The 26,106-nt window shown below is 70.2% G+C and carries 23 protein-coding genes; 12 read left to right on the top strand and 11 right to left on the bottom strand.

The window, feature by feature from the left end; all coding sequences use genetic code 11:
- Positions 1 to 14 precede the first annotated feature (14 nt).
- On the bottom strand, positions 15 to 236 hold the full coding sequence (locus ACWEFB_RS08790; protein WP_452283662.1) for a hypothetical protein: 222 nt from the start codon (positions 234 to 236) through the stop codon (positions 15 to 17).
- Between the two features lie 224 nt (positions 237 to 460).
- Here ACWEFB_RS08790 and ACWEFB_RS08785 point away from each other — a divergent pair, with 224 nt between their 5' ends.
- The 6 genes from ACWEFB_RS08785 (at position 461) to ACWEFB_RS08760 (ending at position 4,270) form a co-directional block, all read left to right on the top strand.
- Complete coding sequence (locus tag ACWEFB_RS08785) at positions 461 to 1,228, top strand: helix-turn-helix domain-containing protein (RefSeq protein ID WP_452283660.1); 768 nt, start codon at positions 461 to 463, stop codon at positions 1,226 to 1,228.
- Entirely contained in the window at positions 1,219 to 1,404 is a 186-nt protein-coding gene (locus ACWEFB_RS08780) for a DUF397 domain-containing protein (protein ID WP_326562049.1), read from the top strand. Before ACWEFB_RS08785 ends, ACWEFB_RS08780 begins: the two co-directional genes overlap by 10 nt.
- 151 nt (positions 1,405 to 1,555) lie before the next feature.
- Positions 1,556 to 2,581, top strand: a complete 1,026-nt coding sequence (locus ACWEFB_RS08775) for a hypothetical protein (RefSeq protein WP_452283657.1) — start codon at positions 1,556 to 1,558, stop codon at positions 2,579 to 2,581.
- Between the two features lie 41 nt (positions 2,582 to 2,622).
- Positions 2,623 to 2,808: a DUF397 domain-containing protein gene (locus tag ACWEFB_RS08770; protein ID WP_452283655.1), complete on the top strand. Its 186-nt coding sequence runs from the start codon at positions 2,623 to 2,625 to the stop codon at positions 2,806 to 2,808.
- 304 nt (positions 2,809 to 3,112) lie between these two features.
- Positions 3,113 to 3,799, top strand: coding sequence for a hypothetical protein (locus ACWEFB_RS08765; protein ID WP_452283653.1), 687 nt, complete (start codon positions 3,113 to 3,115; stop codon positions 3,797 to 3,799).
- A 129-nt stretch (positions 3,800 to 3,928) separates the two neighbouring features.
- Entirely contained in the window at positions 3,929 to 4,270 is a 342-nt protein-coding gene (locus tag ACWEFB_RS08760) for a hypothetical protein (protein ID WP_452283651.1), read from the top strand.
- Positions 4,271 to 4,294: 24 nt separating this feature from the next.
- Here ACWEFB_RS08760 and ACWEFB_RS08755 read toward each other — a convergent pair whose 3' ends face one another.
- Positions 4,295 to 5,182 (bottom strand): NmrA/HSCARG family protein, encoded by an 888-nt coding sequence (locus ACWEFB_RS08755; protein WP_452283649.1) that lies wholly within the window; start codon positions 5,180 to 5,182, stop codon positions 4,295 to 4,297.
- A gap of 143 nt (positions 5,183 to 5,325) precedes the next feature.
- Here ACWEFB_RS08755 and ACWEFB_RS08750 point away from each other — a divergent pair, with 143 nt between their 5' ends.
- On the top strand, positions 5,326 to 5,811 hold the full coding sequence (locus tag ACWEFB_RS08750; protein WP_452283647.1) for a MarR family winged helix-turn-helix transcriptional regulator: 486 nt from the start codon (positions 5,326 to 5,328) through the stop codon (positions 5,809 to 5,811).
- A 32-nt stretch (positions 5,812 to 5,843) separates the two neighbouring features.
- Here the strand turns inward: ACWEFB_RS08750 and ACWEFB_RS08745 are convergent, their stop codons facing one another.
- From ACWEFB_RS08745 to purD, 5 genes are all read right to left on the bottom strand, one after another.
- Complete coding sequence (locus ACWEFB_RS08745; RefSeq protein WP_452283645.1) at positions 5,844 to 10,901, bottom strand: DNA repair ATPase; 5,058 nt, start codon at positions 10,899 to 10,901, stop codon at positions 5,844 to 5,846.
- Complete coding sequence (locus ACWEFB_RS08740) at positions 10,894 to 12,918, bottom strand: flotillin family protein (protein ID WP_452283643.1); 2,025 nt, start codon at positions 12,916 to 12,918, stop codon at positions 10,894 to 10,896. The genes ACWEFB_RS08745 and ACWEFB_RS08740 overlap by 8 nt, the downstream gene beginning before the upstream one ends.
- The gene (locus ACWEFB_RS08735; protein WP_452283641.1) at positions 12,918 to 13,565 is read right to left on the bottom strand and encodes a hypothetical protein; all 648 of its coding nucleotides are present in this window, start codon (positions 13,563 to 13,565) and stop codon (positions 12,918 to 12,920) included. Before ACWEFB_RS08735 ends, ACWEFB_RS08740 begins: the two co-directional genes overlap by 1 nt.
- A gap of 186 nt (positions 13,566 to 13,751) precedes the next feature.
- Entirely contained in the window at positions 13,752 to 14,423 is a 672-nt protein-coding gene (locus tag ACWEFB_RS08730; RefSeq protein ID WP_452283639.1) for a hypothetical protein, read from the bottom strand.
- Positions 14,424 to 14,533: 110 nt separating this feature from the next.
- Positions 14,534 to 15,787, bottom strand: a complete 1,254-nt coding sequence (purD, locus tag ACWEFB_RS08725; protein WP_452283637.1) for a phosphoribosylamine--glycine ligase — start codon at positions 15,785 to 15,787, stop codon at positions 14,534 to 14,536.
- Between the two features lie 184 nt (positions 15,788 to 15,971).
- On the opposite strand from purD, the gene ACWEFB_RS08720 reads away from it, so the two are divergent.
- Positions 15,972 to 16,907, top strand: a complete 936-nt coding sequence (locus ACWEFB_RS08720) for a type IV toxin-antitoxin system AbiEi family antitoxin domain-containing protein (protein ID WP_452283635.1) — start codon at positions 15,972 to 15,974, stop codon at positions 16,905 to 16,907.
- Between the two features lie 64 nt (positions 16,908 to 16,971).
- Here the strand turns inward: ACWEFB_RS08720 and ACWEFB_RS08715 are convergent, their stop codons facing one another.
- Positions 16,972 to 18,258 (bottom strand): adenylosuccinate synthase, encoded by a 1,287-nt coding sequence (locus tag ACWEFB_RS08715; protein ID WP_326562035.1) that lies wholly within the window; start codon positions 18,256 to 18,258, stop codon positions 16,972 to 16,974.
- A gap of 125 nt (positions 18,259 to 18,383) precedes the next feature.
- Between ACWEFB_RS08715 and ACWEFB_RS08710 the strand changes: the two genes are divergently transcribed.
- Both ACWEFB_RS08710 and ACWEFB_RS08705 read left to right on the top strand, forming a co-directional pair.
- On the top strand, positions 18,384 to 19,376 hold the full coding sequence (locus tag ACWEFB_RS08710) for a hypothetical protein (RefSeq protein WP_452283633.1): 993 nt from the start codon (positions 18,384 to 18,386) through the stop codon (positions 19,374 to 19,376).
- 91 nt (positions 19,377 to 19,467) lie between these two features.
- Positions 19,468 to 21,942, top strand: coding sequence for a chromosome partitioning protein (locus ACWEFB_RS08705; protein ID WP_452284050.1), 2,475 nt, complete (start codon positions 19,468 to 19,470; stop codon positions 21,940 to 21,942).
- A 75-nt stretch (positions 21,943 to 22,017) separates the two neighbouring features.
- Here ACWEFB_RS08705 and ACWEFB_RS08700 read toward each other — a convergent pair whose 3' ends face one another.
- A complete protein-coding gene (locus tag ACWEFB_RS08700; protein WP_326562033.1) occupies positions 22,018 to 22,446 on the bottom strand; it encodes a DUF3151 domain-containing protein in 429 nt (142 codons plus the stop codon).
- A gap of 299 nt (positions 22,447 to 22,745) precedes the next feature.
- On the opposite strand from ACWEFB_RS08700, the gene ACWEFB_RS08695 reads away from it, so the two are divergent.
- Positions 22,746 to 24,044: an LOG family protein gene (locus tag ACWEFB_RS08695; RefSeq protein ID WP_452283630.1), complete on the top strand. Its 1,299-nt coding sequence runs from the start codon at positions 22,746 to 22,748 to the stop codon at positions 24,042 to 24,044.
- A 67-nt stretch (positions 24,045 to 24,111) separates the two neighbouring features.
- Here the strand turns inward: ACWEFB_RS08695 and fbaA are convergent, their stop codons facing one another.
- A complete protein-coding gene (gene fbaA / locus ACWEFB_RS08690) occupies positions 24,112 to 25,137 on the bottom strand; it encodes a class II fructose-bisphosphate aldolase (RefSeq protein ID WP_452283628.1) in 1,026 nt (341 codons plus the stop codon).
- A gap of 164 nt (positions 25,138 to 25,301) precedes the next feature.
- The gene (locus ACWEFB_RS08685) at positions 25,302 to 25,685 is read right to left on the bottom strand and encodes a phage holin family protein (RefSeq protein ID WP_452283626.1); all 384 of its coding nucleotides are present in this window, start codon (positions 25,683 to 25,685) and stop codon (positions 25,302 to 25,304) included.
- 154 nt (positions 25,686 to 25,839) lie between these two features.
- Here ACWEFB_RS08685 and ACWEFB_RS08680 point away from each other — a divergent pair, with 154 nt between their 5' ends.
- Positions 25,840 to 26,088 carry a hypothetical protein gene (locus tag ACWEFB_RS08680; RefSeq protein WP_452283624.1) on the top strand — a complete coding sequence of 83 codons (249 nt, stop codon included), beginning with the start codon at positions 25,840 to 25,842 and terminating at the stop codon, positions 26,086 to 26,088.
- The last annotated feature ends 18 nt before the right edge of the window (positions 26,089 to 26,106 follow it).

Below are 26,106 nucleotides of genomic sequence, written 5' to 3'. Positions count from 1 at the left end.
CTGATCTTGAAATGTCACTGCCGCCTCGCCTCGTAATGATCGGCGGCGTTCGCGCGTAGCCGCGATTCGCGCAGGATCGTGCCGGCCCAGGCCAACATCTCGCATCCCTCCGGGCGGCACTGCTTACAACTGCCGGTGGAGCGATTCACCCCGGACGGCTCGGTGTGCATCAGGAACACACGCCGAGCCGCCCAGAGCACGAGCGAGGGCGTGGCCGGCGGGGCGTCAACGGGCATGTCACCTCCAGGTGGGCAGCCCCGGCCACGGACTGTCTGTCTCGTAGCCGGGGCGCTATCCGGTGTGTCGACCTTCCGGCAAGGGGCTCGGAAGGTCCCGCAGGCCCGGCCTTTCGAGCGGCCCTACTGCTGAAAACCCTCCCGCGTAAGGGGCAGACAACAACATGTCACCTATGTAATGTCGGGAGACATTCCACGCTCTGTCCCTAGGGGAGGCACAAAACGTGAATGAGGCTCTGCGGGCCGCGATGGCTCAGGCCGGCTATACGGTCGAGTCGCTGGCGGAGAAGACCGCCGTCGATCCTAAAACGGTTAGCCGATGGCTCGATCCGGGTCGGATCCCGCACGCTCGGACCCGCGTACGCGCCGCCAACGTGCTCGGCCAGAAGGTGTCCGACCTCTGGCCGAACACGGGCCGGCGGCGGGATCCACAGTGGTTCAAGCCGTGGGCCGAGGCCGAGCGCGAAGCCCTGTCACTGCGATGGTTCGAGCCGCTGGTCGTGCCGGGCCTGCTGCAAACCGAGGAGTACGCCCGAGCCGTGCTCACCGACGCCGGGCCGACCAGTCGGGACGACGTGGAGCAGAAGGTGCGCGACCGACTGGATCGGCAGTGGATCCTTTCCCGTAAGAACCCGCCCCAGTTCACCGCCTGCCTCGATGAGGGCGTGCTACGTCGCCCGATCGGCAGCCCGCAGGTGATGCTCGAACAGGTGCGCGCGTTGATCTCCGCGTGCCAGGAACCCCACATCCGAGTGCATCTCGTTCCATCGACGGCCGGCGCGTACGCTGGCCTGAACGGACCTTTCGCGGTCGCCGCGGGCCCCGGTGGTCGGATCACCTGTTACCTCGACAACCAGTTGGAGGGCCAGGTGGTCGAGAGCGCCGAGCACGTGGCGGCACTACAGGGTTCGTGGGAGTCGGTCCGGGGTGAAGCCCTGCCCCACCGGCAGTCGATCGAGCTGATGACGGAAGTGGCGGAGACATGGACGTGACCGAGGCCAACTGGCGCAAGAGCACCAAGAGCAGCGGCAACGGCGGCGCGTGCGTCGAGGTGGCGGACAACCTGCCCCGTGTGCTCGTACGCGACACCAAGGACCGCGACGGCGGCACCCTCAGCTTCACCCCCGACGCCTGGCGCGCCTTCGTAGCAGTGACCAAGAACCACTGAATCACCGAGCAGCGGCCGGACCTCAGCACAGGGATCCCGGCCGCTGCCGCTTTCGCCACACCGATCCGGAACACAGGTACGCCGGCACGACCAACGCTCGGACAGCACGTACGCGACACTCGAAACGATCGCCGATCTCGGGAGATCCGACGTGGAACGCCGCGACATCGTGAAGGCACCGTTCATCCTTGCCGCCCTCGGGGCACCCAGTCGGGACTGGCTGCTGGCGACGCTGGAGGAAACCGCGACCGAGCAGGGCCCTCGCCAGGTCGGCATGCGCCAGGTCGCAGGGATCCGAGACATGTTCTCGCTGTTCCAGGACCTGGATGTCATGCGCGGTGGCGGCCACGCTCGTACTGCCCTGGTCGAGTACATGCAGAGTTACGTGTTGCCGCTGCTCAAGCGCGAGCATGAGCCGGCCGTACAGCAGGCGCTCTACGAGGCCACCGCGGAGCAGTCCTACCTGGTTGGCTGGATGGCATACGACGACGGCGAGCACGGCCTGGCTCAGCGCTACCTCATCCAGGCGCTACGGCTCGCGCAGGCGTCGAACAGCGCCGCGCTCGGCGCACACATCCTGGCCGGCATGTCCGACCAGGCCAATCTTCTGGGCTATCCACGCGAAGCCCTGATGCTCGCTCGCGCCGGCCGACGCGGCGTCGCCGAAGACGATTCGCCCGCCTGCGTAGCTGACCTGCACATTCTCGAAGCACGAGCGCTCGCCGCGCTCGGTGAGTCGAGTGCGGCGGCCAGGTCGGTCGCGAAAGCGGAGCAACTGTTCGGCCGAGTGGTTCACGAAAATGAGCCAGCGTGGGCGAAGTTCATCGACGGGCCGTATCTGTTCGGTGAAGCTGCCCACTGCTTCAGAGATCTCGACCAGACGGCCGAGATAGAACGTTTCGCCAACGAGTCGGCCAGCGGCGCGCGGCGCCAGGGTCGAGCGCGTCGGGGTGCGTTGAGCGAGGCGGCACTTTCGATCGCCGAGCTACAGCGCGCGGACGTGGAAGGTGCCGCTACGAGGGCAGCGCACGTCGTGGACCTGGCCGCCTCGGTCAACTCGTCGCGGACAATCGAAACCGTCCGCGACCTGCAACGCCGCATGAAGCCCTACGCCGAGGTGTACGAGGTGCAGCGCTTCAACGCCCACGCGGCAGACCTACTGGGCCTTGCCGCCTAGCCCGAGCAGTGGATCCACCTCATGATGGGAGTGGCGGAGACATGGACGTGACCGAGGCCAACTGGCGCAAGAGCACCAAGAGCAGCGGCAACGGCGGTGACTGTGTCGAGGTGGCGGACAACCTGCCCCGTGTGCTCGTACGCGACACCAAGGACCGCGACGGCGGCACCCTCAGCTTCACCCCCGACGCCTGGCGCGCCTTCGTAGCAGTCACCAAGAACCACTGATCCGCAGCAAGACGGCCGGACCCCTTCACCGGGGGATCCGGCCGTTTCTGCGTCCCAGGGCCTGACGTCGGTCTCCACCTTTTGGTGGAGGCCGCCGCGCACGATCTCATCCCAGCGCCGGCCCGGTGCCGGCTCGCAGGCGGAAGGCACGGTCGCCGCCGGTAGACATTCTCAAATGCATGACCCCGACCCCTTCTCGTACGAGCACCGCCGGACCCGGTGTCACAGCGCCGGAGAACACCAGCGGGTCGCGACCACGAGTTGCCGCCCTTCTCGATTTCCCCACGGCTCTGAGGAGTACGGCATGTTGAAGACGAAGTGGCTCACCGGCGCGGTGATGCTGGTGTGCGGCGGCGCACTGACGGCGTGCACGGGCGGCACGACACCCGGTGCTGCGGGGACGCCACCGACTGCCGCCACGGTCACCGCGACACCATCCGCCACCACCGGAGGCACGGCACCCGGCACGGCCACGGTGGCGCCGCCGCCCGCGAAGGCACCGGCCGCTCCGCCTGCTCCGGCGGGTGCGCCCAGCGCCGAGCTGTCCGGCAAGCGCGAGGTCACCATCGTGCGGGCGCAGGCGTCCGAGGGCGGGGTGTCGCTCGACGATCGGCTCATCGAGGCCGACGACAACAGTGGCCGCCAACTGTTCGTCCCGACCCCGCTCGGCGGTGACAAGTACTTGATCAAGGCGTACACCAGGGCCGACAATCACCCCGCCGCGGACGAGGCGTCCTGCTGGCAGGCGTACAACCCGGGCAATGGGGGGTCGCTGACCGTCGAGGGGGCGCTCTGTGACGCCAAGAACCCGGCCCAGCAGTTCACGATCATCCCCAACGGCAAGGGCTCGTACGGGATCAGCAACAACTCGGCGTACCTGCAACACTCGCCGACCAACGGCCTGATTCTCGAGGAACTGGGCGACGCGCCGCTGCGCAGCACGTTCCGGTTCGTCGACAACGGTCCCGCCCGCCGCCCGGCCGGTGGCTGACTTCGCACGTTTTGGCCGAAGGTCGGGAAGCGGCGAACCAAGCGCTTCCCGACCTTCGAGGTCTCCGCACCGACCTCCTCGGACCTATCCTCGATCGGGACAGTGACGGGATGATCCGGGGAGCCGCAGATGCCCGAATGGTTCATGGCCCTGGCGGGCTGGACATCCCTGGTGTTCGGAGGGCTCGGCCTGTGGCGTGGTGTGACGCTGCTGCTTCGCGGCGATACGAAGGCCCGTGATTCCACCGGCACTGACGCCCGGCTGGTGCTGGTCGAGGGCGGCGGTCAGTTCTTGCTCGGTGCCGCGCTGCTGCTCGGCGACGGCTGGGTACATCTGATCTGGCCGGCGTTCCTCCTGATGGCCATTGCCTCTGTGCAGTGGATCAGGAGCTGGTTATGGCTTGCCCGAGGCAAGGAACGCCCCCGCCGCCCAGGAGTTGGGGACCCCGAAGTCGACCGACAAGCTCGATGAGCTTGTCGTGGATTGACGCGGTTGTCACCGGCCCGGGGTCGGGAGCGTCCAGCCGCTGGAGCGGAGCCATGTGGGCAGGTCCCACGCATTCGGCGCGATCGCTTTCACTGCTCTGATGTCGGCCTGGTAGGCGGGCGTCTCCGCGAACCAGCGGAACATCGCCTGCATATCCGGGTTGTCTCCGAGTGCCTGTAGGGGCAGAGCTTCGTACCGTGCCGGAAGACCGGCGTGCTCGCCGAATGCGGCGGCGATCTGGCTGCCGGTGCGCTCGTCGCCGGCGATCTCGATGGCACCACCAAGCGCGTCGGCGGCCCCGAGCAGGAACGGGGCGCTGATCTCCCCGATGTCCCGGACGGCGATCAGCTGCAGCCCGATGTGATCGGGCAGCGGCATGCGCAGCACGATCTCGCCGTTCTCGACGCTCGGCCCCATGTACGTGAAGTTGTCCATGAAGGCGACCGGGCGGACTATCGTCGCCCGCAGGCCGGACTGTTGGAGGTGCTCCTCTACCCGGCGCTTCGACTCGAAGTGCGGTACGCCCGAGTCGCGCTCGGCGCCGCCGACCGAACTGAACACGATGTGCGGGACGGCCGCCTTGATCGCAGCGTCAACGAGGTTGATGCCCTGTCGCGTCTCGCCCGCCATGTCGGAGAGGGTGTGGCCTGCGGGGGTGGTCATGAGGAAGAAGGCGTCCACCCCCTGGAGCGCGGCCGACAGCGATGCGGCGTCGCCGATCTCGACCCGCTCAAGCTCGACCCCCCGGCCGGCAAGCGCCTGCGCCCGGTCGGACCGGGGGCTGCGGACGAGGGCGCGTACGTGCGCACCGCGGGACAGGAGCGAGTCAATGACCGATCCGCCCTGTTTGCCCGTTCCGCCGAAAACGGCGATCGTGCCGGATGGCTGCGTGTTCATGAGGCCTTCTCTCTTCGTGCGCCCGCGACGAGATCGATCGTCGCCTCCGACGAGGCAGAATAGTTCTCGCCATGAACTAAAAGTAGTTCGTGTCATGAACTTTCGCAAGGTAAGCTGACGCACAGCGAAGGAAGGATGCGCCGGTGGCAGAAAACGACGGCTTCGGGAACGACCTCGTCTGGCTGTCTGTGCTGGTACAGCGCCGATACGCGCAGATCTGCGCCGACCACGACCTCACCTCGGTCCAGGCAACCCTGCTGTGCGCGATCAAGGACCAGCCGCGAGGCATGGGGGAACTCGCGCAGTTGCTCGGCGTGGCCAAGAACGCCCTCAGTGGCCTCGTCGACCGGATCGAACGCCGCGGGCTCGTGCAGCGGGAAACACTCCAGCGCGATCGGCGTGCGGTCACCCTCAGCACCACCGGGCTCGGAAAGGAGATCGTCAGCGCGCTCTATGCCGACGTCGCCGAACGCCTGCCCGACATCACCAGCGCACTGACCTCAGACGAGCGACACCAACTCGCCAACTCCATCGCCCGAATCACCGCCTCCGCCCACCTGACGGAATTACCACACGCGAACCGGTCCACGGCCGACGACGAGCTTCTCGGCGACCGTCACTGCGTCTGACACTGCCATACGTCCGACGCGGAGGACCCGGCCTACCGCTCGGAGTGACTGGCTCGTTCGATCGCGGACTCGACGGCTGCGATCCGATCGGCCAACAAGCCGAGGGCGCCGACCGCACGGCCGATCGCGTCGTCCGAATCACCGCCGAGCGCGCGTTCCCGCAGGTAACCCGCCTTCACCTCGGCCCACCTCCGGGCCTGCTCGTCGGACAACCGGCCGCGCAGCTCGGCCAGCTTCAGCAGGTTCGCCTCCGCGCCGGCCGCCAGGGTTTGCGCCTCACCGAGGTAGTGGTCGTCGATGACCCGTTCCAGTTCCTCGTCGTTCATCACCGGCACGACCCGCTCGGTCAGCTTGTTCATGTTCCGGTACGAGCCCTGGAGCAGGAACGGCGGTTCCGTACGGGACGCGTCCGCCTGTGCCGCCGAGGTGATGTACGCCCGGTTGTTCGCCAGCACCACCTCCTGCACCCGGAGCAGCTTGCGCAGCACCGACAGGATCTGGTCCAACTCGACCGCCGCGTACGGGTGGGTGAGCTGGTCGGCGCGTACGGTCTCGTCGCCCCGGGCCAGCCGGACCAGGAGTTGCAGGTCGCCACGGTCCCGGCCGGCGAGCGGCGCCAGCACCGGGTTCGAGGTGACCGCGTTCTCCAGGTAGCTGAGCGCGAACACCTCCTCCCGACCGGAGAGCACGTCACCGAGGTTCCACACGTCCGCCCGGTTCGCCAGCATGTCCGGCACCCGGAACCGCCGCCCCGACTCCGTGTACGGGTTGCCGGCCATGCAGACCGCGAACCGCTTTCCGCGCAGGTCGTAGCTTCGCGTACGGCCGTCCCAGACGCCCTCCATCCGGCGCTGGCCGTCACAGAGCGAGATGAACTTCTGCAACAGCTCCGGTGAGGTGTGCTGGATGTCGTCCAGGTAGAGCAGCACATTGTTGCCCAGCTCCAACGCGAACGAGATCTTCTCCACCTCCTGCCGGGCGGTGGCGTTCGGTGCCTCGGCCGGGTCGACCGAGGTGACCGCCGAACCGAGAGCCGGCCCGTTCACCTTGACGAAGACCAGGCCGAGCCGGCTGGCGACGTACTCCATCAGGGTTGTCTTGCCGTAACCCGGTGGGGAGATGAGCAGCAGCAGGCCCATCTGGTCGACTCGTTTGCCGTCGCCGGTCGCGCCGATCTGGCGGGCGAGGTTGTCCCCGATGAGCGGCAGGTAGACCTCGTCCAGGAGGCGGTTACGGACGAACGAGCTGAGCACCTTCGGCTGGTGCTCGGACAACCGGAGCCGGGTCCGCTCGCTGGCCACCAGCTCGTTGCGCCGCCGCTGGTACGCCCGGTACGCCGGCACCCGCACGGTCCGGAACTCACGCGTACGGGCCAGCAGCTCGTCGATCCGCAGCGGCAGCCGGGCGTCGACTGTCCGGGGATGGGTGGCGAGCAGCCCGGTCACCTCGGCCGTCAGGGTGGCCGCCGACTCGTGCCGGGGCAGGGCGGTCCCACAGAGTTCGATCGCCACCGCCTCCGCCAGGTCGTACGCGTCCAGCGGTTGCCCGGTCGACGCCGACGTGCCCGCCGTACGCAGGAACGACTCCAGCCACGCTTCGACCAGTTGGTGCCGGGCGGCCAGGTCGTCGCCGAGCGCCCGCAGGTCCTCGTCGTACTCCTGGACCGACTTGGACGCGGGGCCGCCGAGGGTGCGCCGGAACCGGTCGAGCAGGGCGCGGGCACCGGAGCCGGTGACGAAGCCGAACGGTGCCCGGGACAGCTCCTCGAACAGGTACTCGGCGGCGAGCGGGGCCACCGCCGCCTGTTCCGGCAGCCCGGCCTCGTGCAGGAACCGCGCCGCGGCACCGGAGAGTTCCGTACAGAGTTCGGCGATCGCGGCCGAGGCGCCGAACGCGGTACGGGCCCTGGCCAGCGAACCGGCACGGGTGGACCAGCCGGTCCGGGCCGACTCGTCCGCACCGAAGGTCCAGAACAGTTGGGCGGCGGCACGGGCTCCGGGCGGGAACCGCAGCAGGCCGGCGCCGTCGTACAGGCGCAGCAGCGGTTCCAGGATCGCCGCCGCGTCGTGATCGTGGATGCCGCGTTCGTAACCCTCGTCGTACCGGCCCTCGGCGACCCGGCGGACCAGGTCGACCAGCGCCGGCCGGCTCACCGCCGCCTCGTGCAACGCCTCCATGGTCAACCCGCCGGCACCCGCCCCGGCGTCGGCGAGGATCGAGGTGGCCAGGTGTTCCGCCCGACTGACCTCCGGCGACTCGGAGACCAAAAGCTGTTCCCAGAACGGTCGGGTCTGCTGGAACGTCTCGTCCCGGACCGGTGCCCGGTAGTCGGTGCCGGTGACCGCGACCGCCAACTCGCCGTCCTGAGGCACCAGCGTGACGTCGACCTCCTGGGTGTTCACCGAGAAGCTGTGCCGGCCGAGCCGGATCGTCGCACCGCCGTCGAGGTACAGGTCCTGCTGGTCACGCAGCGCCCGCCCGGCCTCCTGCCGGGCGGCCTTGATCCGCCCGGCCAGCTCCTCGGCCCGGACCGGGTCGCCCAGCGTACGCAGCTCGTCGGCGACCCCGCGCAGCTTCGCCACCATCGGATCGGAGGAGAAGTACGTGTTGATCTCGTCGATCGAGCGCAGCCCGGTGAGCCGGCGGTGCACGCTGACCAGGATCCGTTCGGCCGAGCCGACCAGCCGGTCGGAGCGGCGGGCCCGCTCGTCCAGCAGGGCCTGCTTGCGGGCGGAGAACGCCTCGTAGATGTCGGCCCGGCGGGTGGTCAGCTCGCTGAGGAAGTCGTCGAACTCGCCGAACCGGGACTCCAGGTTCTCCACCTGGAGCAGCAGCCGGCCGAGTTGCTCGTCGCACCGCTCGGCGGTGTCGGCCACCGCCAGCGCACCGGTCACCGCCTGCCCGAGCAGGGCGAACTCGGCCGCGAAACCGGCCCGCCCCTCGGCGGTGAGCAGTTGCGCGCGGCGGCCGTCGAGGGTGGCCCGAGCCCGGTTGACCGCACCGAGCACCTCACCGATGCGGGCCAGGATCCCGGTCCGTACGGTCGCGTCGGCGATCTCCAGGGAGCCGACCACCTCGGTCACCACCTGCAGACCCTCGGCCTGCTCGGCGAGCCGGTCGCGCAGCGGGGCGGCCTCGGCCACCGTCCCGATCGCACCGGCGGTGGTACGCAGCCGCTCCACCTCGGCCTGGTAGTCGCCGAACGCGTCGTCGCGTTCGAGGAAGGCGACCACCCGTTGACCGGTGGAGGTGAGTTCGGAGTCGAGTTCCCCGCTCAGCTCGTCGATCCGCGCCAGGTCGACGTACCGCAGGTCGCGCAGGGTCACGAGTTGTCCCTGCGCCTGGCGCAGCCCGGCGAGCTGGCGTACCCACTCGTCGGCGGTGCGCGGGGCCTCACCGCGTACCTGCCGGACCAGGGTCGCGGTCCGGGCGGCGGCCTCGTCCAGAGTCTCGGCGGCGTGCGCGGTGAGCGACTGGACCTTCTCGAACTCGTCCAGCACCTGCTTGCCGGTGGCCCGTACCTCGCTGAGCGGTGCCCGCAGGTCACCGAGGTCGGCCTCACCGAGCCAGTGGTAGTGGTCGAAGATCCGGGCGCAGGCGGTGATCAGGGCCTCGAACACCCCGAGGGTCGGGGTCATCTCGTTGACCATCCGGGCCACCGACAGGCAGTCCGAGATTCCGCGTACGAGGTCAGCGTTGCCGACCCGCTCCAGCGGCCCGGTGCCGACCGGCTGCCCGGCGGCGTAGCTGTCCGACAGGTACGGGGTCTGCCACACCTGCATCGGGTGCACCCGGGTCGGTTCGTCGGAGGTGGCCCGGAAGACCACCAGGGTCCCGTCGTCGAACAGCGAGTAACCGTGACACGGGACCGGGGTGGCGACCTCCTTGCGGATCACGTTGTACGGCAGCAGCAGGGTCCGACCGGCGCTGCGGTTGTGGAAGACGTAGAGGACGTCCTCGCCGTTGGTCGACCGGATGATCCGCTCGAACTCCAGCCCCTCGGTGTCGGTGTCGAAGGTCCGGCTGACCCCGGTGGCCAGGTAGTAGCCGCCGGGGAAGATGATCCCGTGGTCCTCCGGCAGCCGCTGGCAGGCCTGCCCGATGCCGTCGAGCCGGACCACCTCCTGGGTCCTGGTGTTGAACACCAGGTGCCGCCACCGCGTCTCCTTGTACGGCCGCATCCGCAGCAGGATCAGCGGGCCGATCCGGGCGTGCTGGATGTCGGCGTCGGCGAGGCTCTGCAACGGCTCGTCGACCGGTTCCTCGTAGATGCCCTGGCCGGTCTCGGTGTTGTTCTCCACCTTGACCGTGAGCGTCCCGCCGACCGTCTCGACAAACACCTCGTCGTCGATGGAGATGTGCGGGTGCCGGCCGAGGATGTGGTCGTCGCGGGTGGTCTCGGTCCACTCGAAGTCGTGCGACGGCGGGAAGACGTGATCCCGCTCACCCCGGTTGTCCAGGTACGTGATGGTGCCGTCGACGTCGACCTGCCAGCGCAGGACCCGGATGTCCTCCGTACGCGGCCCGGTCTGGAAGACCGCCAGCAGGCGGCCGTCGAGCCGCCGCAACTGCACCAACCGGGTTTCCCGGTAGTAGCGGTACAGCTCGCCGAAGTCGCGTTCGAACTGCGGGTCGCGCAGCAGCCCGGCGAGTTGCCCCGGATCGACGTCGTCGAACCGGAACGCGTCGTCGTCCTCGCTGGTCGGACTGTCGGCAGCGGCCCGGCCCCGGGCGAAGTGGTGCAGCGAGAAGACGTCGTCCACCGTCGTCTCGGGCTTCAGCCCGATGAAGACGTTGTAGCCGAACAGCATCAGCCCGCCGACCGAGACGATGTCCCGGGGTACGCAGTTGTGCTGGGTCCGGATCCGCTCGGTGCCGATCAGCCGCAACTCGGTGCCGCCGAAGACCTCCAACCGGCGGCTGTTCAGCCACTCGGCCCGCCGAGCCAGCTCACCGGCCCGCTCGGCGAGCCGAGCCCGCAGCACCTCGTACGTCCCGGCGTCGACAGCGCTGCCGGCCCCGGCTGTGGTGTTCGGCTCGGTCGGGTCGACCGTGCCGGTCATGCCGCTGGTGGTCGAGGGGTCACTCACCCGTACCCCGTTGCCTCGGGCCGTTCAGGGCGGCGATCGGCTGGTCGGCCAGGCCGAGCTGCTGCGCCGACCGGAGCAGGTCCTGCAACTTGTCCGAGTTGGCCCCACCGGCCTTGATCTGCTGCAACAACCACGCCGACACGGTCAGGTTCTGTACGTCACCGGTGTTCAGCGACCCGATCATCCGGGTCAGGTCGGCGGGGAAACTCGCCTCCCCGTCCAGCCACGGCTTGGCGAGGCTCTGGGCGACCTCGGAGTGCTGGACGAAGCCGTCCACGCTCTTGCCCAGCGTGATCGAGTTGACCAGCCGGTCGAAGAACATGGTGTCCCCGCCGACGATGTCGATGTTCGCCTTCTCCAGCCCGGCGGCGAGCACCATCGCCTGCGACTCGGCCACCTGGTGCTGGGCGTTGATCTCGGCCAGCCGGAGGTCCTTCTCGGCCTCCAACCGCAGCCGGAACTCCTCGTGCCCCCGGCTCGCGTCGGTCAGCGCGGCCATCGCGGCGGCCTTCTCGGTGAGACCCTCCGCCTCGCCCTTGAGCTTGTCCCGCAACGCGTCGGCCAGGACCAGCGCCTTCTCCCGTTCGACCATCGCCTCGGCGCGGCCTTCCTTCTCGATGGCCTCGGCGCCGCGCTCGCGTACCTGGACCTCGGCCAGACCGGCCGCGGCGGCCTCGGCCTGCGCACCCTCCGCCAGCCGGATCTTCGCTCGGGTCTCCAGCTCGGCGGCCTGCTGCCGGGCCTCGGCCAGGACCAGGTTCTCCCTGGCCTTGTGCTTCGCCGCCTGCTCCGACGCCTCGGCCGCCTTGATGTCCTTGACCAGGGCCTCCTGCGCCTCGGCCTCGGCCTGGATGATCACCGCTTGGCGGGTCCGCTCGGCCTCCTCGACCACCCGCAGGCGCTTGATGTTCTCCTCCTGCTCGGCCACGGTCTTGTCGACCGCGATCCGCTCCCGGATGACCTCGGCGATCGCCCGCTTCTCGACCTCGACCTCTTTGTCCTTGGAGATGGTGGACAGCTCGGTCTCCCGCTGCCGGCCGATCACCTCCAGCATGCGGTCCTTCTCGATCCGCTCCGACTCGATCGCGATGACCCGTTCCCGGTTCTTCTCCGCGACCGCGATCTCCCGGGCCTTGTTCTCCTTCTGGATCCCCAACTGCTCGTCGGTACGGATGTGCGCGGTCTCGGCCCGGAGCCGCTCCTCCGCCCGTACCCGGGAGATCTCCGCGTCCTCGCGGGCCCGCAGCGTCTCGATCTCGCGGTTCTGCTTGAGCTCCGCGTCGGCCTGCCGCCGTTCCAACTCCAGGATGGCTTCCCGGGCGTCGACGTTCTGCCGGGTGATTTCCTTCTGCTCGTTGCGCTGGAACTCGTTGGTACGGATGTGCTCGATCGCGGTCAGCTCGGTGATCTTCCGGATGCCCTGGGCGTCGAGGATGTTCGCCGCGTCCAGTTTGGTCAGTGGCGTCTGCTCCAGGAAGTCGATCGCCGCGTCCTCCAGGCTGTAGCCGTTGAGGTCGGTGCCGATCACCCGGATGATCTGGTCCCGGAACTCGTTCCGCTTGGTGTAGAGGTCGACGAAGTCGAGCTGCTTGCCGACCGTCTTGAGCGCCTCGGAGAACTTGGCGTTGAACAGCTCCTGCAACGTCTCCCGGTCACTGGCCCGCGCGGTGCCGATCGCCTGCGCCACCTTGATCACGTCTTCGTTGGTCTTGTTCACCCGGACGAAGAACGTGATCCGGATGTCCGCCCGGATGTTGTCCCGGCAGATCAGGCCCTCCTGGCCGGTCCGCTCGATGTCGATCGTCTTCACCGAGATGTCCATGATCTCGGACTTGTGCAGGACCGGGAGCACCACCGCACCGGTGAACGTCACGTCAACCCGACGGACCTTGGAGATGATCAGCGCCTTGCCCTGTTCGACCTTTCGGAACAGGCGGCTGACCAGGAAAACCACGCCGATCGCGACAAGCAGGATGACGGCCAGCAGCACGCCGACGCCGGTGGTGATCACATCCATCAGTGGTCCTTCTGTCCGTGGGGGTAGTAGTCGGGGTCACCGGTGGTCTCCACCGGCAACACCCAGAAGAACTCGCGGTCGGCGTCGTAGTCGTAGATCATCGCTCGACTGCCGAAACCCATCTCGTCGCCGCTGGCCTGCCGTACCTGGATCACCGCCGACGAGCCGTCGGGTGCGGTCACCTCGGCCTGTCCGAAGTCGACACTGACCAGGCCGGTACGGATCACGCACACCCGGCCGACAAACGCGTTGCGGGAAACCGTCTCGTCGGTGTGGAAGAAGTGCCGCAGCGGGCGTACGAGCAGCCGGGTCACCAACCAGCCGCCGACCAGGGCGCCCAGGAGCAGCACCGTCGAGAGCACCGCCATCAGGACACTCCCCAGGTCGGGCTGCTCCAGCAGTACGGTGCCGGCGAGGCTCACGAACCACGCCACCGCGATCAGCAGCGACAGGACAACCGTGGCGGGCGGCCCACCGAGCCCGATCCCACCGAGGAATCCGGCCGCCCCACCGGGTTCGGCCGTCGCATCGTCGTCCAGCCCGACCACCCCGAACAGCACCAGCACCCAGTAGCCGACCACCACCACGAGCAGGAAACTGAAGAGTGCGGTCGGGAAGCCGAACGCCACGTCCAGGAACTCACCCATCGAACTTCGCCGACCTCCCCGCGCTGCCAACGCACCGGCGCGGACCGCTCCGTACAGAGCTGGATGTCAATCCGTTCCGCGCGACAGGCTGATCATGGCACGGTGTGTCAACGAGGGATGTCCGGTCGTTACACCGAATGGGTGGTCCAGGAGGGATGATCGGTTGGCGGTGGTACGGGTTTCGTCTCAGACGGTCGCGATGTCGTAGACCGTCGCGGTCGCGGTGAGCGTACGGGTTTCGACGTACTTTCCGTGCTTGGCGGTGAGCTTGTACGTGTGCTTCTCGACGCTGCCCGGCTCACCGCCGCAGGAGAAGGTGAAGGACTCCTTGCCCTGCGCGGGATAGGTGTCGTAGAGGCCCGGCCCGTCCACCGCCAGCTCCACCTCCCGGTCCGCCCCGGTGACCTTCCACTCGATCACCAGCGGCGTCGCCTCGACCGGGAACTCAGAGGCACCCTGCGGGCAGGTCGGCTTCTGCTGGATCCGGAACTCGACGATCTGCACCGGGGAGGTCGCCGCGCCCGGCTTGGTCGCCCCGGTGGAGGTGCCGGGGGCCGGCTTGCCGGGACTGTTGCCCGGCTGGGCTGCGGCGCTGGCGCTCGGGCTCGCGCCGACCCCGGCCTCGCCGGCCGGTGCGGTCGGGGACGCGCCGGGGCTGGTGGATGCGCCACCCGCCGACGGAGCCGGTGCGCGGTCCTTCGCCGAACAGCCGGCCCCGGCCACCGTCAACGCCCCCACCAGCAACGGAAGCGCCAGGCGGCTGGTGATACGCCTCCGCACCCGACGGGCGGGCGGGCCGGCGGGGTCGCCGTCGGCGGTGCGCTGCCCGACGTACCGGCTGGCCACGATCGTGTTCATGGTCGCTCCCTGCGGAACTCGCCCCGGCCGATGATCGACCGGGTGTCGGGTCCCAAGGTAAGGACCGGAGCGGGTCCAGCGAATCCCGCTTTCGTGCCGTCGTCGTGGGGCTACCCGCGCGGCGGGGCGACCCGACCTTCGATCGCGGCGAGAGCGATGTCCCGCCGGTAGTGGGAGTCGGCCAACTCGATCCCCTCGACCAGGGCGTACGCCGCGTCCCGCGCGACCTCCAGGTCCGGGCCGATCGCCGTACCGCAGAGGACCCGGCCCCCGGCGGAGACCAGGGCACCGTCCTCCTCGCGGCGCGCGGTGCCGGCGTGGATGATCCCGGGCCGCTCGGCGCCGGTGATCACGTCTCCGGTGCGGGCCGACTCGGGGTATCCGGCCGAGGCGACCACCACCGCGACCCCGGCACCGCCACGCCAGGTCAGCGGCGGGTGCGCGGCGAGCGTCCCGGTCGCGGCCGCGTGCAGCAGGCCGGCCAGCGGCGTCTCCAGCAGCGCGAGTACGACCTGCGTCTCCGGATCCCCGAACCGCGCGTTGAACTCGATCACCTTCGGCCCACCGGCGGTGATGGCCAGGCCGACGTAGAGCAGCCCGGAGAACGGGGTGCCCCGTCGGCGCATCTCCGCCAGGGTCGGCTCGACCACCCGGGCCATCACGTCGTCGACCAGGTCCGGAGCCGCCCACGGCAGTGGCGCGTACGCCCCCATGCCGCCGGTGTTCGGACCGGTGTCGCCGTCTCCGACCCGCTTGAAGTCCTGTGCCGGCAGCAGCGGCAGCGCCGCCTCACCGTCGGTCACCACGAACAGGGAGACCTCGGGTCCGGCGAGGTATTCCTCGACCACCACCCGGGTGCACTGGGCGGCGTGTTCGAGCGCGCGGGACCGGTCCTCGGTCACCACCACGCCCTTGCCGGCGGCGAGCCCGTCGTCCTTCACCACGTACGGCGCGCCGAACTCGTCCAGGGCGCGGGCCACCTCGTCCGCGTTCGTGCAGGTGTACGCCCGTGCGGTGGGTACCCCGGCAGCCGTCATGATCTCCTTGGCGAACGCCTTGGAGCCCTCGAGCTGGGCAGCCGCCCCGGACGGGCCGAACACCGCGATGCCCTTGGCCCGGATCGCATCAGCAACCCCCGCGACCAGCGGCGCCTCGGGCCCGATCACCACCAGATCAGCACCGGTCTCGACGGCCAGCGCCGCCACCGCCCCCGGATCAACCGCGTCCACGGGCAGCACTTCGGCCACCGCAGCAATCCCCGGATTCCCCGGCGCCGCAACCACCGCCTCAACCGCCGGATCGTCCCTCAACCCGAGCGCGAGCGCATGCTCCCGCCCCCCGCCACCCACCACAAGTACCCGCACGACCCCAGATCCTACGCACCCGGGTGGGACTTGCTCGTTGATCATGAAGTTAGCGACGCCTGAAGGGCGATTTCCTGTCGCTAACTTCATGATCAACGCGATGGGGCGGGGAGTTATCCACAGGGGGGTGGGGGGTTTTCCACAGGGGGTGGTGGAGGGGGGCTTGGGGCGGTTGGGTGGGGGGATGGATGGGTGGGGGGTTGTTCGGCGGGTGGCGGCGGGGCAGGACGGGGTGGTTACTCGGGAGCAGGCGCTGGGTGCGGGGTTGACGGTGCGGGAGATCGAGCGGCTGTGTCGCAGCGGGAAGTGGCGGCGGCTGGCTCGGGCTGCGTACCTCGTGGACCTGGCGCCGAGTCCGCTGGCTGCGCGGCGAGCCCGGATCCGGGCCGCGGCGGCATCACTCGGGGAGCTGGCGACGGCGGTGCTCGGGACCGCCGCCGAGTTGCACGGGTTCGCGGGACTGCGGACCGATCCGAGGATCCATGTCTCCGTACCCGGGCCGGCAGCACGGCCGCTTCGACCGACGGATCCGGCCGTGGTGGTGCACCAACTCGTCATCCCACCCGAGCAGGCCGGCACGATCGGCGGGATCCGGACCACCACGGCAACGCGTACGGCGGCCGACCTGCTGCTCCGGGTAGACCGCTTCGCCGGCGTGTCGGTACTGGACTCGGCGTTGCACCAAGGGTCGATCACCGAGTCGGACCTGATGGACGTGCACGCCATGCTCGCCCGGCGCCGAGGAGCGGTGGCCGCCCGGGAGCACCTGGCGGAGGCGGACGGTCGAGCCGAGTCCCCGCTGGAGACCCGGGTACGCCTGCGTTGCGCCGACGGCGGCGTCCCGCCGGACGAGCTACAGCACCCCGTACGCGACGAGGACGGTTACCTGCTCGCCGTGGGTGACCTCGCCTGGCTCCGCGAACGGATCATCGGCGAAGCCGACGGCGCGTCCATTCACGCCACCCCCGAAGCCCTCTACCGAGACCGCCGGCGCCAGAACCTCATCGCCAACGCCGGCTGGCGCGTCCTCCGCTTCACCTGGTCCGACACCCTCAACCCCGACTACATCCCCACCACGATCCGCGCCGCCCTCCTCACCCACCCGACCCGTCGATCATGAAGTTAGCGACGCGTCAGAGCACGTTTCCCGTCGCTAACTTCATGATCAACGAAGTAGGCGGGGGTTAGAGGAGGGGGTGGCGGACTACGTTTTCTTCTCGGCCGGGGCCTACGCCTACTACGGAGACTCGGGTGCCGCAGAGTTCCTCGATGCGGGCTATGTAGCGGCGGGCGTTCTCCGGGAGCTCAGCCTCGGTACGGGCCTTGGTGATGTCCTCCCACCAACCGTCGTGCTCCTCGTAGATCGGCGTGGCGTGGTGGAACGCGGTCTGCGTCATCGGCATGTCACTGAACCGCTCGCCGTCGATCTCGTAGCCGACGCAGATCGGCACCTTCTCCAGCCCCGTCAGCACGTCGAGCTTGGTGACGACCAGGTCCGTGATGCCGTTCAGTCGGGTGGCGTACCGGGCGACCACGGCGTCGAACCAGCCGGTCCGGCGCTCCCGACCGGTGGTGGTGCCGTACTCGGCGCCGACCTTGCGCAGGTGCATGCCGTTGTCGTCGAACAGCTCGGTCGGGAACGGCCCCGAACCCACCCGCGTGGTGTACGCCTTGGTCACCCCGATCACCTTCGTGATCGCGGTCGGCGGGATGCCCGCCCCCACGCAGGCCCCGCCCGCCGTCGGATTCGACGAGGTCACGAACGGGTACGTGCCGTGGTCCATGTCGAGCATGGTCGCCTGGGCACCCTCGAGCAGCACCGTCTCGCCCCGGTCCAGCGCGTCCCAGAGGATCGCCCGGGTCTCCGCGATGTACGGCCGCAGCCGCTTCGCGTACTCGAGGTACTCCTCGGTGACCGCGTCCACGTCCAGCGCCTTGCGGTTGTAGACCTTGAACAGCATCTGGTTCTTCTCGCGCAGCGCGAGTTCCAGCTTCTTGCGCAGGATGCCCGGGTCGAGCAGGTCCTGCAGCCGGATGCCCATCCGAGCGACCTTGTCGCCGTACGCCGGGCCAATGCCTCGACCGGTGGTGCCGATCCGGGCCGAGCCGAGGTAACGCTCGACCACCCGGTCCAGCGCCCGGTGGTGCGGCATGATCAGGTGCGCGTCGCCGGAGATCCGCAGCCGCGAGACGTCGACGCCCCGCTCGGCCAACCCGTCGATCTCGGCCAGGAGCACCTTCGGGTCGACCACCACACCGTTGCCGATCACGATCATCGCGTTCGGCGAGAGTGCACCGGACGGCATCAGGTGCAGTGCGTACTTCTGCCCGTCCGGGGTGATCACGGTGTGTCCGGCGTTGTTGCCGCCGGAGTAACGGACGACGTAGTGGACCTGCTCGCCGAGCAGGTCGGTAACCTTGCCTTTGCCCTCGTCGCCCCACTGCGCCCCGATGAGCACGATCGCTGGCATCTCAACCCGCCTTCGAGGGGCTCGGGTGCCAGGTGGCGACCGCGTGGCGAGCCCGAGGTGTCAGATTAACAAGAAGTGACAGCCCTGCCAGTAGTGGCCGGGAGACAGGCAGGAGGCCACCGCCCGTGTACGACGTGGTGCTGCTCACCCTCGGGTCCGGCCGGGACGGGTCCGCCGGCTGCGGAAGCGGCGACGGATGCTGTGGAACGGGCGCCGAGGGTGCCGGTGACAACTGCACCGATACCCCTCGGGTACCGGTGCTGAACTGCGCAGACGCGCTGACCGCCCGGGGCGCTCGGGTGGAGATGGTCACCGCCTCGTCCGACGCGGAGATCGACGAGGTGCTGTCGCGGCTCGACGCGCCGGAGCGGACCGACGGTCTCACCTGGCCGGACGGGGACAGCAAGACCCGCCTGATCGTCGCCACCGCCAGTGACGGCCAGTTACGCGCTGTGATGCGCCGGATGGTCCGTCGGTACGCCCCACCCCCGAGCCGCCGCCCGGCCGACCTCGCCGGCAACCGTACGGTCCCGGACCTGCCGCCGATCGGACTGCTTCCGCTCGACCCGGCCGGCGCGGGCGCCGGAACTGCCGTGGACCTGGTCGGGCAGCTCGGACTGCCCCGCGAGCCGGCCGAGGTGGCCGCCGCGCTGCTCGACGGCCCGGTCCGCCGGCTCGACCTGCTCCGCAACGACGGCGGCTCGGTCACCCTGGACGGGGTGCTGCTCGGCGGCGGCGACAAGGAGGGCCGGACCATCCCCTGGCGCGGCCGGGTGGAGGTGGACGACACCATCCTGACCAGCGGCGACGACCCGGTACTGGCCTGCGCGATCGGCAACGGGCGCGGGTACGCACAGCTCGCCGGGCTGCCGCTGTTGACCGAGGCGGACCCGACCAGCGGCACCATCGAGGTCGCGGTCGCGGTTCCGGTGCTCACCGGCAGCCGCTGGGGCCGCAAGAAGGTACGCATCGAGGTGCGCCGGGCCCGAGGACGCGCGGTCGCGGTCGTGCCCCGTGACGGTGATCTGCCGTACGTGGACGACGGCGTGAGCGGGGACCTGAGCCGGAAACGTTCCTGGTGGATCGAGCCCGGCGCCTGGGCGGTGTACGGCCGCTGACCACGTACGTCGGCCGACAGCCGGGCTCGGTGCCGGGCTGATCGCGTCCGGCGGGCATATCCTCGGGCGGAGCAGGGGGGAGTTAGCCGTGGTGGACGACCAGCCGGACCAGTTCCGCGGGCCGGGCCGGGGGGCGCCGCCCCGTGACGTCGAGCCGTTCTGGCCGCCGGACGAGATCGTCGCCGAGCCGCCGCAGCCGACGGGTGGCAGCACCCCGGGGACCCATGGCGGGCCGGGCGCGGGTAGCCCGCCGGTGCCGCCGCACACGCCGGGAGTCGGCGCGGACGTCGCCTGGGGAGGCGGCCCGGTTCCGCCTCCGGTGACACCCCGGCCGACCACACCCCCACCGGCCGTACCGCCGGCGCAGGCCGCACCGGTGGTGCCCGTGCCATCGGCACCACCGACACCGACGAGTCCTCCGGCGCCGGTCCTACCGGCCCGCCACGCACCGGAGACCGGGGCCGCCACCAGCGGACCCACGTGGAACAGCACCGCCGGGAGTGGACCCACCGGGACCAGCGAAGCTTTCGGGGGCAGCGCCGCCGCGAGCGGTGCCCCCGCTGGCAGCGTTACCGGGAACGGGGCGGACGGAGGCAGCGCGGCCGGGCCGGCGCCGACCGCAAGCGAGCAGGCGCAGACGCGGGCGGCGGTCGAGCAGCCCACCCGAGCGTGGCCGCTGATCAGTGGCGCGGCCGGAGCGGCGGCCCACCAGCCGCCGGCACAACCGGCACGAGCCGACGACGACCCGGCCCGGAGTTCACCCGGCGCCGGACCGGGACGAGCGCCGGATCCGTGGGCGCCGACCGGAGACACCCCGACCCGGGGTACGGTCCCCGGCCCGGCAACCCCGTCGGTACGCCTCGACGACCCCTTCACCCTGGATGACCTGCTCGCCGGTGGACCCGCCGGACCGGGCGGCGCAGCGGACGGGGCACCCGGCGCCGGGCCACACAGCAACCGGGCGGCGGCACCGGAGTCCCCCTGGGCACAACCGCCGCACCGTCCCGCCGTCGACCCGGCAGCAGCCGCCAACCCCGACTTCGCCAGCCCGTCGGTCCCGGCCGACGCGGCGGCCCCCCACCCCCACCAGCCCTCCATCACCACCCCGACACCGCCGACGACAGCGCCACCGGCATCGGCACGGGTGCCACTGCCCGGACAGCCCCAACCACCGGCACCCCACGGCACGGCAGCGGTGGGCAACGCCGGCATCCGGGCCGGCCAGGGCTATCCGCCAGGCGAGAACCACCCGGGACCGGCCAGGCAGGACCACTTCGGCCCGGCAGCGGCCGGTCAGGAGAATCCGGGGTCGACAGCTCAGGACTACCCGAGGCCGGCCCAACAGGACTACCCGGGTTCGGCCAGGCAGGGCTATCCGGGACCGGCAGGGCAGGGGCAGGGCTACCCAGGGCCGGGCGGGACGATGTACGTGGCCGGGGCGGCTGCCGTACCGGGGCAGGCGGCGGTGCCGAGGGCGGCGCCGTACCCGCCGGTGGGGAGGCCACAGCCGAGGGGCGAGGGTTACCCGGGTGTCGCCGAGGTGCCGCAGCAGCCGTACGGGGAGGCAGCCGGGGTGACCAGGGTGCCGCCGCCGGCGATGACGTATCCGGAGCCGGTCTGGACCCCGGACTCGTCGACCCCCACGGCGGAGGAGTTCGCCCGCCGTCGGGCCAGCCGACCGGCCGACCCGATCGCCACCATGGGCGTACGGGCGGCGGTCAACAAGACCACGCTCGGGCTGGTCCGGCTCTCGCCGGGGCGGCACGAGCAGGAGATCCGGCAGGACGTCGAGATGGTGCGCCGGAACTTCGGTGGGCTGCGCCAGGTGACCGTGGTCAACCCGAAGGGTGGCGCGGGCAAGACGGTGGCGATCCTGCTGCTCGCGATGACCTTCGGTCAGAAGCGCGGCGGATACGTGCTGGCCTGGGACAACAACGAGACCCAGGGCACCCTCGGGATGCGGGCACAGCAGGACTTCCACTCCCGTACGGTCCGGGACATGCTGCGGGACCTGGGGCAGTTCCAGGTGTCGCACGGGCGGGTCGGGGACCTGTCGCAGTACGTCCGGTCGCAGGGCGAGGGAATGTTCGACGTACTCGCCTCGGACGAGTCGGCGACCGGTGGCGAGATGCTGACCGCTGCCGCCTTCGCGGAGATCCGTGAGGTGGTCAGCCGGTTCTACAAGTTGATCTTCGTGGACACCGGGAACAACGTACGGGCGCAGAACTGGCAGGCCGCGATCGACGCCACCGACCAGCTCCTGATCACCATGTCCGCCCGGAACGACTCCGCCGAGACCGCCGCCCGGATGCTCGACCACCTGGAACAGAGCGGCCGGCAGCGGCTGGTCCGGCAGGCGGTGACGGTGGTGTCCATGCCACCGTCGCGCAAGGAGATCGACCTGCCGGCGATCCAGCGTCACTTCGCCGCCCGGACCAGGGCGGTGCTGCTGGCGCCGTACGAGCGCTTGATCGACACCGGCGAACCGATCCGGTACGGGCAGCTCTCCGCCGCCAGCCGGGACGCCTGGCTGAAGATCGCCGCCGCGGTGGCCGAGGGTCTGTGACGGGTTCTCCCCGCCCCGGTTGGACCGGGGCGGGGAGCGGACCGGTCAGCGGAACCAGCGGCGGCGCGGACCGGCTCAGGAGCCGGCGAGCGCGTCCCCGGCCTCGGGGTCGCAGTCGCGCAGGAACTGGGCGCAGCGCGCCGCCTCGTCCGACTCGCCGATCTCGCCGGCGGCTCGGGACAGCACGTGCAGGCAGCGCAGGAACCCCTGGTTGGGGCCGTGCGCCCAGGGCACCGGACCGTGCCCCTTCCAGCCGTTGCGGCGCAACTGGTCCAGCCCACGGTGGTAGCCGGTACGCGCGTACGCGTACGCGGTGACGACCTGCCCGGACGCGAGCGCCCGCTGGCCCAGGGCCCCCCAGGCGGCGCTGGAGGTCGGGAAACGCGCGGCGACCGAGGCGTAGGCCTCGTCGGTGTCGGCCTCGATGGCCTCCGCGAGGGCCGCCTCGGCCGCGTCGTCGGCGGGGAGGAGGGTGGCCGGCGGTTCGGGCAAAAGACTCTGCATCGGCCCATTGAACCTGCCCGACCTGGGCGGTCGCGAGGCGGGATACCTCTCGGCCTGACTGAAAGGCTGAGTCATCGGTCACGCGTGCGGCCGGTGCGGGCGATGGTCGACTCGACTACAAATAGAGGTCCGGAGCCTCCCCAGGACCCGGTAAGGAGAGCCCGGTGACTTCGGTCACCGGGCTCTCGTCCTTCCCGACGCCCTTCCGGGACCGTCCGATGCCCTTCGGGGACCGTCCGACGCCTTCCGGACCGCCCGGCGTTGGTCGACGGTTGCCGGCGCGGAGGAGGATGACGGACGTGCCCACACCACCCACCACCCACCTGCTCGAACCGGACGACACCACGGAGTCCGAGATCGAGTCCCGCGCCGAACTCGACCGCCACCTGCGTACCGGGAGTCTCGCCGGGCTGACCGTGCAGGGGCTGCGGCTCGATCTCGACCCGGCGCCCGACCTCACCGCCGTCGACCTCACCGACACCCTCTTCATCGGCTGCCGGTTCGCCTCCCGCCAGGTCGAGGCCGATCTCATCCGGCGGGGCGCCCACCTCCTGCCGCCGTTCACCACGCTGCCGTACTCGACCCAGCCGCCCCGGCTCTACACCCCGGACGACCTGGTCGCGGGCTTCGGCGACGGTGGTTTCGCCGGCATGTTCGACACCGTGGTCTACGAGCACTTCCGCGCCCACGGCGGGGCAATGCCACCGGTACGGGAGGCGCTGGCGCAACGGATGCACGACCACGGCGTCGACAACGCGCTCGCCGACGCCACCCGGAGCTGGCTGGCCATCCACGGCCCCGGTTCCGTGGTGGGGGTGATGGGCGGGCACGCCGTACCCCGGGGGACCTCGGCGTACCGGCTGGCCGCGACGCTCGGCTGGGAGTTGGCGCGGGCGGACCGGCTGGTGGTCACCGGCGGCGGGCCGGGCGTGATGGAGGCGGCGAACCTGGGGGCGTACCTGTCCGGGCGTACGCCGGAGGAGTTGGCCTCGGCCATCGACCTGCTGGCCGCCGCCCCCGACTTCGCCGACCACGACCGCTACACGGCGGCGGCCCTGCGGGTCCGGGCCGAGTTCGGACCGGACCCCGACGGTCCCGGGTCGACCACCGGACTCGGCGGTTCGACGGCCGGGAACGGGTCGGTGCCGGAGGGCGGTGCACCGCCCGCGCAGCGCGACGGCGGGCGGTCCGTCGTGGCCGACACCGTCGGCTGGGCGCGGCGCGGTGGCCTCTCCATCCCGACCTGGCTGTACGGACACGAGCCGGCGAACCTGTTCGCGGGCAGGATCGCCAAGTACTTCTCGAACGCGATCCGGGAGGACACCCTGCTCCGGCTGGCCCGGGGCGGGATCGTCTTCGCCGCCGGTCGGGCCGGGACGGTGCAGGAGGTGTTCCAGGCGGCGACCAAGACGTTCTACGGCACCGACGGGGCCAGCGGCGCGTACGTTTTCCTCGACCGGGCCTTCTGGACCGAGACGCTGCCGATCGAGTCGCTGCTCCGGCCGCTGTTCGCGCTCACCCCGTTCGGTGACCTGACCGGCTCGATCCACGTCACCGACGACGTGCACGAGGCGGTACGCCTGCTCGTCCACGACTGACCCGTGCACGCCAAACGGCCGGTCCCCGTTGTCGGGGACCGGCCGTCAGTGCTTGATCAGGGACGGGTCAGCGGGCGAGGGTGGTGCCGGTGGAGCGCAGGTGCTCGCACGCCTCGACCACCCGCTGGGCGAGACCGGACTCGGCCGCCTTGCCCCAGACGCGAGGGTCGTACAGCTTCTTGTTGCCGACCTCGCCGTCCACCTTGAGCACACCGTCGTAGTTGCGGAACATGTGGTCCGCGACCGGGCGGCTGAACGCGTACTGGGTGTCGGTGTCGATGTTCATCTTCACCACGCCGTAGTCCAGGGCTTCCCGGATCTCCTCCAGGAGCGAGCCGGAGCCGCCGTGGAAGACCAGGTTGAGCGGCTTGTCCTTGCCGTACTTGGCGCCGACCGCCTGCTGGATCTCGTTGAGGATCTCCGGGCGGAGCTTGACGTTGCCCGGCTTGTAGACGCCGTGCACGTTGCCGAAGGTCAGCGCCGCCATGTAGCGGCCCTTCTCGCCCAGGCCGAGCGCCTCGACCATCTGGAGACCGTCGGAGACGGTGGTGTAGAGCTTGTCGTCGATCGCGCCCTCGACCCCGTCCTCCTCGCCACCGACCACGCCGACCTCGATCTCGAGTACGACGTGCGCGGCGGCGGCGTCGTCCAGCAGCCCGGCCGCGATCTCCAGGTTCTCCGCCACCGGTACGGCCGAGCCGTCCCACATGTGCGACTGGAACAGCGGGGCCTCACCCCGGGCCACCCGCTCCTTGGAGATCGCCATCAGCGGGCGGACGAACCCGTCGAGCTTGTTCTTGGGGCAGTGGTCGGTGTGCAGCGCGATGTTGACGCCGTACTTCTTGGCGACCTCGGTGGCGAACAGCGCGAACGCGACCGAACCGCCGACCATGTCCTTGATCGAGGGACCGGAGAGGTACTCGGCACCACCGGTGGAGACCTGGATGATGCCATCGCTCTCCGCGTCGGCGAATCCGCGCAGTGCGGCGTTGAGCGTCTGCGAGGACGTCACGTTGATCGCGGGGTACGCGAACCGGCCCGCCTTGGCGCGGTCCAGCATCTCGGCGTAGACCTCGGGGGAAGCAATGGGCATCTCGAACGCTCCTTACTAACCACTTCGGCCGCTACGGCCGCTGTCTCACGTGTACGCGCCGGACCGCGCTGTCCTTCGCGGGCAGTATCCCGCAGGGCGCCCTTGCCGACACAACCGACCCGCATCGACACCGGCCCGACCCGACCCACCTGCTCCGGCCCGGCTCATCGGCGGTCGAACCGGTCCGGTACGAAGACGCTGATCAACCAGCTCACCACCGCCACCACGATGGCTCCCCAGAAGGCCGCCCAGAAGCCGTTCACGTGGAACGGCAGGTCGAACTCGCCGGCGATCCAGTCGGTCAACAGGAACAGCAGCGCGTTCACGACCAGGGCGAACAGCCCCAGGGTGAGGACGTAGAACACGCACCCGACCACCCGAATGATCGGCTTCAGCACCATGTTGACCACGCCGAAGATCACCGCGACGACCAGCAGCGTCAACGCGTTCTCCCCGGCCGACCGGCCGGACACGTCGATGCCGGGCACCACCGCGGTGGTGACCCACAACGCGACAGCGGTGATCACCAGCCGGATCAGGTAGCCCACCGGCCCATGGTGTCACCGCCATCGCCCTGAGGCGTGCCAAACCGGGCTACTGCCACCCGTCCCGTACGGGGCGGGCTGTTTGCCGGCACGTGCCCGGCGGACCGGCAGGTCAACCCGTACGGTGAAGGAGCACTGCGGACCGGAGGAGGCGACGATGACCCAGCCCGACGATGATTTTGTCCTCGGCGAGGAGTTCGCCCCCGGCGACCACCTCGACCCGGAGGAAAGGGACCCGGAGGCGCCCGCCGACGACGCCGTCGAGCAGGCATCGTCGGCGGACCCGACCGCTGACGGTCCCCCGTCGGCGACCGACTCGGAGCAGTTGCCCCGTGGCATCGAGGTGGACGAGTGGGACGCCTTGGAGCAGGCCCGGATCATCGGACCGGAGGACGACTACCGGTGACCCTCGTCAGCGGGTGAC

The organism is Micromonospora sp. NPDC004704 (genome assembly GCF_053601675.1).
The sequence above is the reverse complement of the archived record's forward strand: the minus strand, read 5'-3'. Positions and strand labels throughout refer to the sequence as shown.